At 67.5% G+C, this 15,134-nt stretch carries 11 protein-coding genes and 1 tRNA gene; 1 reads left to right on the forward strand and 11 read right to left on the reverse strand.

What is annotated here, in order from left to right:
- Positions 1–184 precede the first annotated feature (184 nt).
- The 6 genes from HF203_RS12490 to HF203_RS12515 all read right to left on the reverse strand — a co-directional run bounded on the left by HF203_RS12490 (position 185) and on the right by HF203_RS12515 (position 10,215).
- Positions 185–616, reverse strand: coding sequence for a DNA polymerase III subunit chi (locus HF203_RS12490; RefSeq protein ID WP_168670208.1), 432 nt, complete (start codon positions 614–616; stop codon positions 185–187).
- 212 nt (positions 617–828) lie between these two features.
- Positions 829–915: transfer RNA gene (locus HF203_RS12495), tRNA-Leu, on the reverse strand.
- Between the two features lie 190 nt (positions 916–1,105).
- Positions 1,106–5,356 (reverse strand): PAS domain S-box protein, encoded by a 4,251-nt coding sequence (locus HF203_RS12500; protein ID WP_168670210.1) that lies wholly within the window; start codon positions 5,354–5,356, stop codon positions 1,106–1,108.
- A 162-nt stretch (positions 5,357–5,518) separates the two neighbouring features.
- Positions 5,519–6,616: a response regulator gene (locus HF203_RS12505; protein WP_168670212.1), complete on the reverse strand. Its 1,098-nt coding sequence runs from the start codon at positions 6,614–6,616 to the stop codon at positions 5,519–5,521.
- 44 nt (positions 6,617–6,660) lie between these two features.
- A complete protein-coding gene (parC, locus tag HF203_RS12510) occupies positions 6,661–8,910 on the reverse strand; it encodes a DNA topoisomerase IV subunit A (RefSeq protein ID WP_168670214.1) in 2,250 nt (749 codons plus the stop codon).
- Between the two features lie 84 nt (positions 8,911–8,994).
- A complete protein-coding gene (locus tag HF203_RS12515; protein ID WP_168670264.1) occupies positions 8,995–10,215 on the reverse strand; it encodes a multifunctional CCA addition/repair protein in 1,221 nt (406 codons plus the stop codon).
- Positions 10,216–10,372: 157 nt separating this feature from the next.
- Between HF203_RS12515 and HF203_RS12520 the strand changes: the two genes are divergently transcribed.
- On the forward strand, positions 10,373–10,858 hold the full coding sequence (locus HF203_RS12520) for a DUF2939 domain-containing protein (RefSeq protein ID WP_343043918.1): 486 nt from the start codon (positions 10,373–10,375) through the stop codon (positions 10,856–10,858).
- An 18-nt stretch (positions 10,859–10,876) separates the two neighbouring features.
- Here HF203_RS12520 and HF203_RS12525 read toward each other — a convergent pair whose 3' ends face one another.
- Genes HF203_RS12525 through HF203_RS12545 form a run of 5 tightly spaced genes read right to left on the reverse strand, consistent with a single transcriptional unit; the run spans position 10,877 to position 15,132 of the window.
- Complete coding sequence (locus HF203_RS12525) at positions 10,877–12,553, reverse strand: PP2C family protein-serine/threonine phosphatase (RefSeq protein ID WP_343043919.1); 1,677 nt, start codon at positions 12,551–12,553, stop codon at positions 10,877–10,879.
- A complete protein-coding gene (locus HF203_RS12530) occupies positions 12,550–13,323 on the reverse strand; it encodes a substrate-binding periplasmic protein (RefSeq protein WP_168670216.1) in 774 nt (257 codons plus the stop codon). Before HF203_RS12530 ends, HF203_RS12525 begins: the two co-directional genes overlap by 4 nt.
- Positions 13,320–14,150 carry a GGDEF domain-containing protein gene (locus HF203_RS12535; protein WP_168670217.1) on the reverse strand — a complete coding sequence of 277 codons (831 nt, stop codon included), beginning with the start codon at positions 14,148–14,150 and terminating at the stop codon, positions 13,320–13,322. Before HF203_RS12535 ends, HF203_RS12530 begins: the two co-directional genes overlap by 4 nt.
- A 12-nt stretch (positions 14,151–14,162) precedes the next feature.
- Complete coding sequence (locus HF203_RS12540; protein ID WP_168670219.1) at positions 14,163–14,570, reverse strand: DUF1987 domain-containing protein; 408 nt, start codon at positions 14,568–14,570, stop codon at positions 14,163–14,165.
- A gap of 7 nt (positions 14,571–14,577) precedes the next feature.
- Positions 14,578–15,132 carry a SiaB family protein kinase gene (locus HF203_RS12545; RefSeq protein WP_168670221.1) on the reverse strand — a complete coding sequence of 185 codons (555 nt, stop codon included), beginning with the start codon at positions 15,130–15,132 and terminating at the stop codon, positions 14,578–14,580.
- Between the last annotated feature and the right edge of the window lie 2 nt (positions 15,133–15,134).

A 15,134-nucleotide genomic window follows, 5' to 3' on the forward strand; every position in this document is an offset into this window, starting at 1 on the left:
CTTAGAACCCCCCTCTCCCAAGCATTGGCGTCGATCACGACAAGCGCGTCCTGATCGCTATCGCGTTGCCCCAAAAGACCTTGCACTCGACGGCCGATCATCCGACCAGCGGTCTGACCGATCACACCCGACGGCCCCTCGCGCGCGCAGGATCGAGGGCACCCCGCGCCCGGACGCATCGGACTCAAAGCCGGATCTGATGATGCTCGAGCGGAAGGCCGAGCCCGCGATAGTGACGATAACGGGCGCGCCCGGCCTCGATGATCGACGGCGTCTGATCGATCGGCTCGCAGACTCGCGCGAAGGGCGAGAGGTCTTCCGGCGGCACCAGCGCCAGATTGACCAGCACCTCGGTCGGCACCGGGGGACGCGGATCGGCACCGATCAGCACCGGGGTCAGCGACGGATCGACCTGGCCGACCAACCCGTGCGGCAGGAAACCGTCCTCGCGAAAGGTCCACAGCAATCGATCGAGATGGCGCGCCCATTCGTGCTCAGGACAATACACCAGCGCGCGCAGCCCCTCGGCGCGAATGCGCTCGAGCAGGCGACAGGTGAAGATGAAGCGATCGCCACCACTGTCCGGGGCGAGGGTGTAGAAATCGATACGGGTCATGAATCCAGCACGCTGAGAGGATGACGGCAAGGCTGCGGCGCACCCTCGGGCGCGCCAAACGGACGCCCATCATACCTGCAGACCAACCACCGCGCCTCACGACGGACCACGAGCAGGACTCGAGGGGCGGTCTGTCCAGGCACAAAAAAACCGACCAGTCGGTCGGTTCGGGTCTTGCTGATCGACATCCGTCGAGATGCGATCTGGAGAGATGGTGCCGAGGAGAGGACTTGAACCTCCACGAGCTTTCGCCCACATGGACCTGAACCATGCGCGTCTACCAATTCCGCCACCTCGGCATGAGGGTCGGGATTACAGGCATTTGCCCGTCGCTCCCTGGCGAGGACTGCAAATCTACAGCAATCGATCCGATCGTGTCAAGCCCATTTGAAGCATTCATCGCCGAGGGCCGCACGGATCACTCGGGTCGCACCCCTTCGGGCCATCGACGACCCCCTCCCCCACCGCACCGTAGCGACGCCGGGGCGTTCATCCGGGAGCGTGCATCCGTGCCCGGGCCGCCCCCAGGGTGACCAATGCGGCCTCGAAGTCGAAGCGCTCGATCTCATGGACGAGGGCATGGAAGGCATCGCCCAGGGCCGCATGCAACAGCGCCTCGGAATCCTCGAGCAGACGCAGCGCATAGGCGTCGTCCTCACGCAACAGGCGTTCGAGTTCATCGAAGGTCGCGACAAAATCGACCGGATCGACCAGGCCCTCGGCGGCATCGACCTGCCCGGTGGCGGCAGCGAGGCGCTCCACCCCTTGACCGAGATGCTGCAACACCAGGGCGAGTTCGTCGAGCAGGCGTGCACGCTGACCTTGCACCTCCTCGCCGTCACGCTCGATCAGTGGCGAGAGCCGCACCAGCGGGTTGAGCACGGCCTCAGCGGCGACGGTCGCTGCCGCCCCTTTGCAGGCATGCACCAGCTGTTTGACGCGCGCGTGGTCGCGTTGCGCCAGGGCAGCGGCAATGCGCACCGGATCCTCGCCATGATCGCGCAGAAACAGCCGCAACAACCGTAGGTAGGACTGGGTCCGTCCTCGCACCGCCGCCAATCCACGCCCGGCATCCACCCCCGGGAGGCCCTCGAGACGGGCGGCGAGTTCTGCATCATCGGGACCGGCCACCACCGTCTGGGCACGTGATGGCGGCTCGTTCAGCGGTGCGGTGTTCGATAGCCAGCGCAGCAAGATCCCATAGAGCACCTCGGGATCGACCGGCTTGGCCACAAAGTCGTTCATCCCCGCCCTGATGCACTGTTGGCGGTCCTCGTCGAAGACATTGGCGCTCATCGCCAGGATCGCCGGCTGACGCTCGAGTTCCAGCGCGCGGATCCGGCGCGTCGCCTCCAGGCCGTCCATCTCCGGCATCTGCACGTCCATCAGGATCAGCGCATAGCGTTCGCTCTCGACCTTGGCCAGGGCCTCGACACCGTTGTGCGCGACATCGACCTTGAGCCCAACCGATTGCAGCAACTCGATCGCCACCTCTCGGTTGACGATATTGTCCTCGACCAACAGTACCCGGGTCCCGCTGAAGCGTTCGCTGAGTTCGTCCTCCTGCGCCTGACCGATCTCATCGAGCAGCACCGGGGCGTTACCGCGGCCGCGCGACAAGCGCGCGGTGAACCAGAAGGTACTGCCAAAGCCGGGCTCACTCTCGATCCCGACCTCCCCGTCCATCAACTCGGCCAGGCGCCGGGTGATCGCCAACCCCAGCCCGGTACCGCCATGACGTCGGGTGGTCGAGACGTCGGCCTGCTCGAAGGCGGTGAACAGACGCCGGCGCTGCTCCGGGGCGAGACCGATGCCGGTGTCGCTGACCTCAAAGCGCACCAGCACCTCGTCCCCCTGCTGCTCGAGCAAGCGCGCGCGCAACGCGATACGACCGCGCTCGGTGAATTTGACGGCGTTGGCGGCATAGTTGAGCAGCGCCTGACGCAGCCGTGTCGGGTCCCCATGCAGCCAGTGCGGGACGTCGTCGCAGTCGAGCTCCACGGCCAGCCCCTTGAGCCGCGCCTGGTCGGCGATCAACGAGCGCACGTGATCGAGGATCGAGAGTAGCGGAAAGTCGACCCGGCGCAACTCCATCCGCCCGGCCTCGATCTTGGAGAGATCGAGGATGTCATCGATGATCGCCAGCAGGTGACGCGCCGCGCCGCTGATCTTGTCCAGTCGCTCGCTCTGCTCGAGGGTTAGCTCGTCGCGCTGGAGCAAATAGGTCAGGCCGAGGATGGCATTCATCGGGGTGCGGATCTCATGGCTCATATTGGCCAGGAAGGCGCTCTTGGCGCGGGTGCCGGCCTCTGCCACCTGACGTGCCCGCTCCAGCTCTACGGTGCGCTCGGCCACCAGCTCCTCGAGATGGTCGCGATGGGCGGCCAGCTCGTGCTCGATCCGGCGTCGGTCGGTGACATCGGTCTTGATCGCCGCATAGTGACTGATCGCGCCGTCGGGCTGACGGATCGGGGTGATGATCGCAAACTCGATGAACTCACCACCGTCCTTGCGCCGGTTGATGAACTCGCCACTCCAGGCGCGACCGCTGGCGATCGCCCCCCACAGCGCCGCATAGGTCTCGGGCGGGGTCTTGCCCGAGGACAGTAGCCGCGGGGTCTCGCCGAGCACCTCCTCCGAGCTGTAACCGGAGGTGCGCAGGAAGGCCTCGTTGACGAAGACGATGCGCCCATCGAGGTCGGTGATGACGATGCTCTCCTGGGTCTGCTCGATCACCCGCGAGAGTCGCGTCACCTCCTCCTGGGCGCGCTTGCGCACGGTGATGTCGCGACACACACAGAAGACCAACCGCATCTCACGATGCTCGACCTGGTTGAAGGCGACCTCGACATCGAGCAGGGTGCCATCGTGACGACGCCACTGGGTCTCGAGCAGCCCCGAATTGAGTTCGAAGTCGCGCAACACCTCCAGGGTACGATCGCGCGACCAGTGCGGATCCCAGTCCCAGAGACGTAGCCGCAACGCCTCCTCGAGTGGACGCCCGAGCATCTTCGCAAAGCTCTCGTTGGCCTCGAGCACGCACCCGTCCTGATCGAGCACGACGATGGCATCGCGCGACTGCTCGATCAGGATCTTGCGCATCAGCGCCTCGTCGGCCTGGGCCTGCTCGGCACGGCGGATCTCGGTGACGTCGCGCGACACCCCGAACACCCCGATGATCTCCCCGTCACCATTGCGCAGCGGCCCCTTGATGGTCTGCACGATGCGCTCGCCGACGACACTGGTCAGGTGCTCGAAGAAGGTCGAGTTCACCGCCCGCTCGATGGTATCGCGGTCCTTGGCCATGATCTGGGCGGCCTGCTCGGCCGGGAACAACCAGCGATCATCATGACCGATGACCTCCTCGGGGCGGTGCCCGACCAAGGCCCCGGCGGCCTGATTGAAGAGCAGATAACGCCCCCGCTGGTCCTTGGCGAAGATGGCATCGGGCGAGGCATCGGCGATCGCCCCGAGCAGACTCAACGCCCGCAGGCGTTCGTCGTGCGAACGCTGCAGCCGCTCGGCATAGAGCAATCGCTGGCGCTGACGTAGCAACACCGCCCCGGCCAGGGTCATCAACAACGCCAACAGCGCCGCGAGCACGATCCAGCGCAGATCCTGCAACACCTCCTCGAGCAGCTCGCGGCGATCGACCTTGGCCACCAGGAACCAATCGGTACCGGCAACCGGCAGCACCACCCCGACCGAGGGCACACCACGGTAGTCGACCCCATCGACCAGGGTGCCGAGCAGCGCCGGATGACGTAGCACCTGCACCGCGATCACCCGCTCGGCCGCCAGCGACGTGCGTTTGCGTGCCGCGCTACCGCTGCGATAGCGAAACTCGTTGAGCGAGACCACCGTCTCGCCCTCACGCCGGAACAGCAGACTCTCGCCCGAGGAATCCGGCAACGGCCAGAAGGTCAGCAGGGGATAGAGGTGCTTATTGGGGTCGCTGTGTAGCACCGCCACCGGCGGTGGCCCGTTGCCAGCGATCGGGAGCGGCACCAGGAAGTCGACATGCAGCTGCGCCTCGGCATCGCGAGCCGGCCCCTGGACCAGGGGTCGTGACCCGCTCGCGGCCTCGGCCACCGCCGTCCGCAAGGACGCCGGTAGCGCCGCCGCATCACCGTCAGGACCACACAATTGCCGCCCATCGGCGCCGACCAGCCGTGCCATGCCGAAGTTGTTGAACCCGGCGTACTCGGTAATCCGCTCACACAAGGCCGTGCCGGCACGCTCGTCGCCGCCCTGCCAGCTGCGATAGAGCTCGGCATAGAAACGGCTGGTCTGGATCATGCGCGCATCGCCAAGACGCTCGTCGAGCCAGTGCTCGACCTGGCGCACCTTGAGTTCGGCGATGGTCTTGAGGGTCTCGCCGAGCTTGGCGCGCTGGTGCTCCAACGAAAGCAGCCCCCCAGCGAAGGCCAGCGAGACAATGGCGGCGAGCATCAACAGCACCGGCGACCACTGCGCCCGCGAGGCCGGCGGCGATGACCCTGAGGCCGCCACCGGGTGCGCGCCGGAGGCATGGAGCCAGACCCCGGTCGCGGCCACCAGCGCCAGGCCACAGAGCAGTGTGGCCACGGCCAACCACCACGAGCCGCCACCGAGCACCACCAGTAGCAGATCGGAGAGCACCACCCAGCCACCGGCGACGACGGCATAGCCGGTCAGCCACCGCCGCCCGGCGCGCGGCTCGTCGCGCTCGGCGGCGCCTTGCTGATCGTCCTCACTCATCGGCACTGGCGCCGTTCAGCGAGCACACCGTCGACCGACAGCACCGACTCGATACGTACCGACCCAAGCATCGCACTCGCCTCCTAGTGAATGCCGACCGGGGTCGGGGCGACACCAACGGCGGCCTGGCGTGACCAGCCGTGCCCCTCCTCGGTCTCCGTCTCACCCCTCGCTCTCACCAAAACGCCCCGCGATCTCGCAGAAGGTCGTGAACCTGGCCAGGAAGGCATCGGTGACGTCCGGGTCGAAATGCGCCCCCCGTCCGCCGAGGATGATGTCGCGCGCCTCCTCGTGACTCATCGGCGCCTTGTAGACCCGACGCGAGATCAGTGCGTCGAAGACATCGGCGAGCGCCATCAGACGCGCGGCGATGGGGATGGCATCCCCGGCAAGCCCTTCGGGATAACCGCTGCCATCCCACTTCTCGTGATGATAGTGGGCGATGTCCTTGGCGAGCGCGAGGAACTCGACCGGCCGTTCGGCCTCGCGCTCGGCCTGCTCGATGGCGAGGCTACCCAGCTTGGCATGGGTCTTCATGATTTCCCATTCATCGGCCGACAGTCGGCCCGGCTTGAGCAGGATGTGATCGGGGATACCGACCTTGCCGATGTCGTGCAGCGGCGCCGAGCGCGCCAGCTCCTCGACCGTGCGCCCGGCGAGAAAGGTCTCGAAACGCGGGTGAGTGCGCAGCTGCTGCGCAAGGGTCTCGACATAGCGCTGGGTGCGGCGCAGATGGTTGCCGGTCTCGGGGTCGCGGATCTCGGCCAGGTGTGCCAGGGCGAGGATGCTGACCTCTTGGGTCATCAGGTTGTCACGCAGCCGCCGCTTGACCTCGAGTTCGAGCAGGGCGTTCTGGTCGCGCAGCAGATCCCGGGCATGCTTGAGTTCGAGCTGGGTGCGGACCCGCGCGAGCAGGATCCGCGGATTGACCGGCTTGGCGATGTAGTCGACCGCCCCGACATCGAGCCCGCGTGACTCGGCCTCCTCGGTGTCCATGGCAGTGACGAAGATCACCGGGGTGTCGGCGGTCAGCGGGTCGGCGCGCAACCGCTCGAACACCGCATAACCATCCATCCCCGGCATCATCACATCGAGCAACACCAGGTCCGGGTGTGGCGCCCGGCTCACCACCCGCAACGCCTTCTCGCCCGAGGTGGCCACCCGGACCCGGAACTCCGGCTGCAGCAACTCGCTGAGTACCACCAGGTTCTCGGGCGAGTCATCGACGAGTAGGATCGTCGCACGTCCCCCTTCGAGCATGGCCACCTCCCTTTGCCTGTCTGGATACGCCCCGGGCGCCGGCCTCAGGACTCTGCGCTCAAGGCCTCGACCCGTTGGAAACCGCGCGGCAGCAACCGCCCACGACGCCCGCGATCACCGCGATAGGCCTCAAGGTCACGCGCCTTGAGCGTCAGCTCGCGCTTGCCGGCGCGCACCCGCAATGCGCCCTCGGGCGCGACCACCGCCATCGCCACCATCAGCTCCTCGCGCGCAGCGGCGCGGGCGGTGGGGATGGCGATCAGCTTGTTGCCCTTGCCACGCGTCATCTCCGGCAGCTCGTCGAGGGGGAAGAGCAGCAGATGACCGCTGCTGCTGGCCACCGCCACCAGCGCACCCTCGACCGCCGGGACCGCCACCGGGTCGAGCACCTCGGCGCCCTTGGGCAGGGTCAGCACCGCCTTACCGCCCTTGGGCTTGGCCACCAGGTCGGCGGCACGCACGAGGAAGCCGTAGCCGGCGTCCGAGGCGAGCAGATAGCGCCCCTCGGCAGCGGCCAGCACCGCGACGAAACGCGCCCCGGTGGGCGGGTCGAAACGCCCGGTGAGCGGCTCGCCCTGGCCACGTGCCGAGGGCAGGGTATGGGCCTGCAGGCTGTAGCTGCGCCCACGCGAGTCGAGAAAGGCGACGGCCTGGTTGCTGCGCGCACGCGCCGCGGCGAGGAAGCGATCCCCCGAGCGATAGTTGAACCCGGCCGGGTCGACGTCGTGCCCCTTGGCCGCACGCGCCCAGCCCTTCTCCGAGAGCACCACGGTCACCGGCTCGCTCGGCGCCAGCTCGGTCTCGTCGATGGCGCTCGCCGCAGCGCGCTCGACCAGCGGCGAACGGCGCGCATCGCCGTAGCGCTCGGCATCGGCGGCAAACTCCGCAGCGAGCAGCCGGCGCAGCGCGGCGGGATCGTCGAGGGTGGCGCGCAACCGGTCGCGCTCGGCGCTCAACGTCTCCTGCTCGGCGCGGATCTTCATCTCCTCGAGTCGCGCGAGCTGGCGCAGCCGGGTGTTGAGGATGTAGTCGGCCTGGGTCTCGGTGAGCGCGAAGCGCGCCATCAGCACCGCCTTGGGCTCGTCCTCGGTGCGGATGATGTGGATCACCTCGTCGAGGTTGAGGAAGGCGATCAGCAGCCCGTCGAGCAGGTGCAGACGCTCGAGCACCTTCTCGAGCCGGTGGCCGAGTCGACGGCGCACCGTCTCGGTGCGGAAAGCGAGCCACTCGACGAGGATCTCGCGCAGGTTCATCACCCGCGGGCGACCGTCGAGGGCGATCATGTTCATGTTGACGCGATAGCTGCGTTCGAGATCGGTGGTGGCGAACAGGTGCGACATCAGCCGCGCGACGTCGACCCGATTGGAGCGCGGCACGATCACCAGCCGCGTCGGGAACTCATGGTCGGACTCGTCGCGGAAGTCCTCGACCATCGGCAGCTTCTTGGCGTTGAACTGCTGGGCGATCTGCTCGAGCACGCGACTGCCCGAGACCAGGTGCGGCAGCGCGGTGATGACGATGTCGCCACGCTCGATCTCGTAACGGGCACGCAGCCGCACGCTGCCGCCACCGCTGTGGTAGAGCTTGCGCAGGTCGGCAGCGGGGGTGACGATCTCGGCCTCGGTGGGATAGTCGGGCGCGGGGACGAAGCGCATCAGCGCGTCGACATCGGCCTCGGGGTGCTCGAGCAGATGGGTACAGGCGTGCGCCAGCTCGCGCAGGTTGTGTGGCGGGATATCGGTGGCCATGCCTACCGCGATACCGGTGGCGCCGTTGAGCAGCAGGTTGGGCAGGCGTGCCGGCAACAGCCGCGGCTCATCGAGGGTGCCGTCGAAGTTCGGTTGCCAGTCGACCGTGCCCTCCCCGACCTCGTCGAGCAGCACCTCGGCGTAGGGGGCGAGACGCGACTCGGTGTAGCGCATCGCCGCGAACGACTTGGGATCATCGGGCGAGCCCCAGTTGCCCTGACCGTCGACCAGCGGGTAGCGGTAGGTGAAGGACTGCGCCATCAGCACCATCGCCTCGTAGCAGGCCGAGTCACCGTGGGGATGGAACTTGCCGAGCACGTCGCCGACGGTCCGCGCCGACTTCTTGAACTTCGCCGTCGCCGACAACCCCAGTTCCGACATCGCATAGAGGATGCGCCGCTGCACCGGCTTGAGACCGTCGCCGACATGGGGCAAGGCGCGATCGAGGATGACGTACATGGAATAATCCAGATACGCCTTCTCGGTAAAGGCCTTGAGTGGGCGCTGCTCCAGGCCCTCGGCGGAATAGCTGATGGTCTCGCTCATGGTTCTCGATACTTCGTGGGAGGTCGGCTCGCAGGGAAACCCATCATGATGCGCCAAGGCGGCCGTGAGGACAAACCAGGGCGCTCACCCACCGCGCGCCGCGCGCAGCGCCGCCAGCCGGGCCTCGCGGATGCGCCCGGCGATCAGCTGCGGCGCCGGCGCGGCGCGGGCGATGGCGCCGACATCGAGCGCGGCCACCGCCGCCTGCAGCCGCCGCAACAGCGCCGCCTGCGGATAGTCGCGCTCGGCATAGCCGGTGCGGCCACGGAAATCGGCCTCACAGGCGACCAGCATCTGCTCGAAACGCTCGGGCCGACGCAGCGCGTCGGTACGCTCGAGCAGGTCGAGCACAGTGGTGTCGCGCAGCTCCTCGACCTTGTGCACCAGGCCGTGATAACCCGCGGTGATCCGGGCCAGCTCACGACAGCGGTTGGGCACCCGGAAGCGGTCGCAGACCCCCTCGAGCAGCTCGACGCTACGCGCCTCGTGGCCCTTGTGGCTGGGCAGGATCTCCGCCGGCGTGGTGCCCTTGCCGAGGTCGTGACAGAGCGCGGCGAAGCGCACCTCGAGCAGCGGCGAGAGCCGCGCGGCCATGTCGAGCACCAGCATCACGTGCACCCCGGTATCGACCTCGGGGTGCCACTTGAGCGGCTGCGCCACCCCCCACAGTCGGTCGAGCTCGGGCAGCAGTCGCGCCAACGCACCGCACTCGCGCAACACCTCGAAGAAGCGCGAGGGGCGGGTCTCGCAGAGCGCGCGCGAGAGTTCCTGCCACACCCGCTCGGGGACCAGGGCATCGACCTCACCGGCGGTGACCATCTCGCGCATCAGCGCCTGGGTCTCGGCGGCGACGGTGAAGCCGAGATCGGCAAAGCGCGCGGCGAAGCGCGCCAGACGGAGGATGCGCACCGGGTCCTCGGCGAAGGCTGGGGAGACGTGACGCAGCACCCGCGCCTCGAGATCAGCGAGCCCGCCATAGGGGTCGACGATGCGGCCCTCGGCGTCCTCGGCCAGGGCGTTGATGGTGAGATCACGCCGCAACAGATCCTGCTCCAGGGTGACCTCGGGGTCGGCGTGCACGGCGAAGCCATGATAGCCAGGGGCGGTCTTACGCTCGGTGCGGGCGAGCGCGTACTCGTCCTTGGTGAGCGGATGCAGGAACACCGGGAAATCCTTGCCGACCTGCTGGAAACCGCGCGCGCGCAGGGTCGCAGCGTGCGCGCCCACCACCACGTAGTCGTGCTCGTGCACCACCCGCCCGAGCAGCCGGTCGCGCACCGCGCCACCGACCAGATAGACGCGCAACCCCGCGGTGGCTGGATCGGATTGCAGGGTTGGGTTGGGAGTCGGGTCGTCCACGGGCACCTCGGGCTGATCTGGGATGGGTGATTATATCGGGGCGATGGTTGCGGTTAGAATGCCCCATCGGTTTGCGCCCTGCCCTGACGTGATTTGAGGAGCGATGATGCGTTTTCTCGGCTATCTGATCCTACTCGCCCTGCTCGGCTACGGGCTGTGGCCCTACTATGCCGTCTACCAGCTCGATGACGCCATCAACCAGGAGGACACCACCGAGCTGGCGGCCTTGGTCGACCTGGCGGCAATCCGCGGCCACTATAAGGCACGCATCGCCGATGGCGTCGAGGGCGTACTGCCGGCCGGTGACGCCGATGGGGTAACGCACTGGTTACGCCAAAACATCGGCGAGATCGGCGACGTCGCCCTCGAGCAGGCCATCACCCTCCCCTGGGCACGGCAGGCGCTGCGCGAGGCGGTCGGGCGTGCCACCTCGCAGAACCCACCCTATCTGCTCGCCGCCATCGATTACGCCTTCTTCGAGTCCTACGACCGTTTCCTGGTACGCATCGGCGAACTCGGCAAGGCACCGACCCATGTGCGTCTCGAACTCGAGGGGCGCGAGTGGCGGATCACCGACATCATCCGCTGAGAACCGGCGCGCGCCGACTCAGCGCGGCTGGAAGCCGATCAGGGTCATGTCGTCGCGCCTGGGCTCGTCGCCACGATAGTCCTCGAGCAGCTGCTCGACGGCGGCGAGCTGCTCGGCCAGACCGAGTTCGGCGTGACGCTCGAGCCACTGCGCCAGACGCCGACGCCCGAGCAGACGCCGTGGCTGGCCGCCCATGTGATCGGAGATCCCATCGGTGAGCAGATAGAAGCGCGCCCCCGGCTCCACGGCGAGACGGTGCACCGGGATCTCGCCAGGCGACGGCAGGCTGCGATAACCGAGATGCGCCCGCGCCCCGCGCACCGTCTCGACCTGCCCGGCAGGGTCCATGCACAACAGCGGGATACCGGCCCCGGCGAAGCTCAGCTCGGCACGTGCCGGCTCCCAGATCACCACCGCCGCGTCCAGGCCGTCGTCGGACTCGGCCTCGGGGTGATCCTGACGCAACCGCGCCCGCACCACCCGATCGATCGCGTGCAGGATGCTCGCCGGATCGGCGGCAGCGTGACCGCGCAGAATGTCGGTCATCGCCGAGGCCAGTACCAGGGTGATGAAGGCGCCGGGCACGCCGTGCCCGGTACAGTCGGCGATCAGGATCAGATAACGCTCGTCGTCGAGCCGCTCCAGCCAGAACCAGTCGCCGCCGACCAGGTGCAGCGGCTCCCAGCACACCTGGATCTCGCGCACCCCGTCACCGAGAGCGCCCTTGTCGGGCAACATCGCCGTCTGGATGCGCCGCGCGTACTGGATGCTCTCGACCACCATACGGTTGGCCTTGGCCAGTTCCCGGTGGGCCCGATCGAGTTCGCCGAAGGCCTGCTCAAGGGCGTCGCGTTGGCGTTCGAGTTCGGCGGTACGGGCCTGGACGCGCTGCTCGAGTTCATGGGTGAGCGCGGTCAACTCGGTCTGGGCCCGGTCGCGCTGGTCGAGCCCCCGCTGCGAGGCGGCGAACAGGTGCCCGAGGCGCGCGCGCAACAGCCCGAACTCGTCCCCGCGATGGTGACGCAGACGCGGCGGCGACCAGCCTCCCGGTCGTGCCGGATCGACCGCCGCGATGGCCCCGGCCAGGCGCACCAGCGGGCGGGTGATCATCAGATAGAAGAGCAACGCGACCAGCGCCGAGATCACCAGCGCGCGCGCCAGACCGAACAACGCATCGCGCACCGCCTGGTCGAGGAAGCGCTGCGTCAACACCGCCGCCGAGAGCTCGATCTCGAGCGTGCCGACCGGCTCGGGCCTGGCCCCGGCGAAGCCGTAGTCGAGCACCAGGTGTATCTGGGTGACATCGGCGAACAACCACGACCAGGCCAGGGCCAGCTCGCTGGCGGCTGGCTCGCGCACCCGTTCGGCCAGCACCCGGCCGAAGTTGTCACGCAGCTCGGCGCGACGCACCGAGGTCGAGGCGAAGAGACCGTCGACGAGCTGACGCCCGAGTTCGGGGTGGAGCTGATAGAGCGCCTCGGAGGCCGAGCCCTCGACCAGGGTCAGGGTCGCGCGCAAGTCGCGCTCGACATCGGCGCGCATCCCACGCCAGTCGAGAAAGAGTTCGAGCGCCCCGACCACCAACCCCAACAACAGCACCACCATCAGGGTGATGCCCGCCTGACGGAAGGTCAGCCCACGCCAGAACGGGATCTCGATACCGGACGACGAGGAGGATGACGACTCCTGGCTCACCGTCCCTCCCCGTGGCCCGTGACCGTATCGACACCATGACGGCGCTTGAGCGCCGCCACCTGCTCCACCTCACGCGCCAGCCAACGATCGAAGCGCGCCAGCAACGCGGGATGCGCGCGGGTGGAGAGGCGGTAATCACCCCGCACCTGCGGCAACTCCGGATCGAAGACCAGTGCATCGGCACGCCCGAACGACTGGCGCGCCCGCTCGGCGGCGACGGCAACGTTGGCGTAGGCGGCATCGATCCGGCCACTGTGGAGTTGGTCGAGCAGTGCCGCGAAACCGGCGTTCTCACGCAACAGCGGTGCCCCGGTCTGCAGCCGCTCGCACCAGGCATAGGGGGTGAAGCCGACGACGATACCGAGTCGCCGCACCCGCTCGATCCCCTGCCCCAGGGACTCGGGCCGTACCAGGGTACCGTCGATGTAAGAGGCCACCGGGGCGCTGTAGTGGAACGATTGGCCGTTGCGTGCCTCGGTGCGCCAACTCGGGTCGTCGGGATAGAGGAAATCGACCTCGCCACGCAACAGGCTGACGACCATCCGCGGCACCGGCAACGGCTTGTACTCGAACTCGATCCCGGCCGCGGCGGCAAAGGCGTCGAACAGCTCGCGGGCAAAGCCCTCGAAGCGCCCGGTGTGCGCGGCATAGTGCGGCAGATAGTCGATGTTCTCGACACCGATCACATAGCGCTCCTCGGCGGCCTGAGCCAGACCAATGCAGAGCCCCAGCAGCAGTGCCGCCGAGCGAAGACGCAACGCGCGACTCATGGCGACTCCTGCCCGGTCGCCGGGGGGGGCTCGGTGGCCGCCTGCTCGACACGGTTACGGCCGTTGCGCTTGGCCACATAGAGGGCATGATCGGCCCGCGCGATCACCCGCTCCAAGGCCTCGCCGGGCACCGCCTCGGCGACCCCGATGCTGATGGTGACGCGTAACGGCTCGCCCTTCCACGCAGTCTCGGCATCGGCCACGCGCCCACGCAATCGCTCGGCGATCTCGGTGGCGGCCGCCAGAGCAGTCTCGGGGAGCACCGCCATGAACTCCTCGCCACCGAAACGCCCGGGGATGTCGTCCTCGCGCAACGCGCTGCGAAACAGGGTCCCGAAGTGTTCGAGCACGCGGTCACCGGCGGCGTGACCATGGGCGTCGTTGACGCGCTTGAAGTGATCGAGATCGAGCAGCAGGACCGACAGCCCACGCCCATGACGACCCATGCGCTTGAGTTCGTGCTCGCCGAGTTCGAGGAGGTGGCGACGGGTGTGCAACCCGGTCAGCTCGTCGACCGAGGCGATCCGGCGCAGCTCCTGCTCGAGCTGCTCGCGTCGCTCGATCTCCTTGAGCAGGGCGGCGTTGAGGGCGTTGAGTTCACGTGTCTGCAGCGACAGGGTGCGATTGGCATCGTGCAGATCGAGCTGCATGCGATCGCTGATCCGCACCATGCGCCGCGACTCGTGATAACCGTCCTGATAGGCGCGGGCGAGCTGACGCACCCCCGCGGCGACCTCGTCGAGCTGTTCGAGCATCTCCTCGGCACGGCGGATCACCGCTTGCTCATGGGCGTAGAGCGAGAATTCCTCGTCGGCATCCGAGCTCATCGTCGCCACCGCTCAGTCGTCGTCGAACTCACAGAGTTCGAAGACGGCGTGCGCGAAGTCCTCGCTGAAGTCCTCGCCGAACTCTTGCATGGTGTCGTCCTCGACATGGTAGTGCCAGCGGATGTGCACCCCGACCCCGGTGGCGGCAGCCGCCTCGAGACGCTGGAAGATGTTCATCAGGGCCTTGGCGCTACTGCTGTTGAAGTAGCTCATCCGCAGCTCGAATCGCACCGTCGCGTCAGGGGCGGCAACGGCGGCGGCGAGAAAGGTCTCGAGCGCCTGGATCACCGGGCCGTAGAAGGCCGCGGCATCCTCCGGGTAGGACTCGCCCTCGATGCGCAGGCGGCGATTGGTGAAATCGAACTCAAGCAGTGGCGAGCGTTCGGTCGGTGCGCGGTACAGCGTCTCCAACGTCTCCATCCTTCACTCAGATATAGGCCTTGAGGCAAAAGAAGGAGCGATCCCCGGCGACCTCGACGAAGCCGAACTCGATGGGATCGGTCGAACGACGTGCGATCTCGATCAGACCGATATTGCCCCCCCGACTATCGTCCTCCACCGGCGCGCGTAACCGCTCGCGGTAATAGGACTTGAGTGAGTCCTTATCCATCGACGCCAACCGCTCGAGCCGACGCTGCAACTCGGTGGCCTCGTCACGTCGCACCATGTTGCCACAGACGACGAAGAAACGACCCTGTTCGCGGCCGACGACCACCATCCCGGAGCTGAGCTCGACCGGGCGACCGAGATCGCCTTCGACGCGATCGGCCGAGTAGCGAATGATATTCTGCACCTGTTCGACGAAGACCGAGAACACGCGCTTGATCACCCGCGAGTCGGCCTCCTCGAGGCTCATCTTCTGCTTGAGTGCCTCGCCGAGCGAGAACAGGATGCCCTCGGAGAGATAGCCGGCGAAGGAGAACACCACCCCGTGCTCCTGCAATTGCCGATGGAAGGCGAAGTATTCCGTGGCGATCGACATGA

Origin of the sequence: Marichromatium bheemlicum (assembly GCF_012276755.1) — a bacterium.
Classification (GTDB): Bacteria; Pseudomonadota; Gammaproteobacteria; order Chromatiales; family Chromatiaceae; genus Marichromatium; species Marichromatium bheemlicum.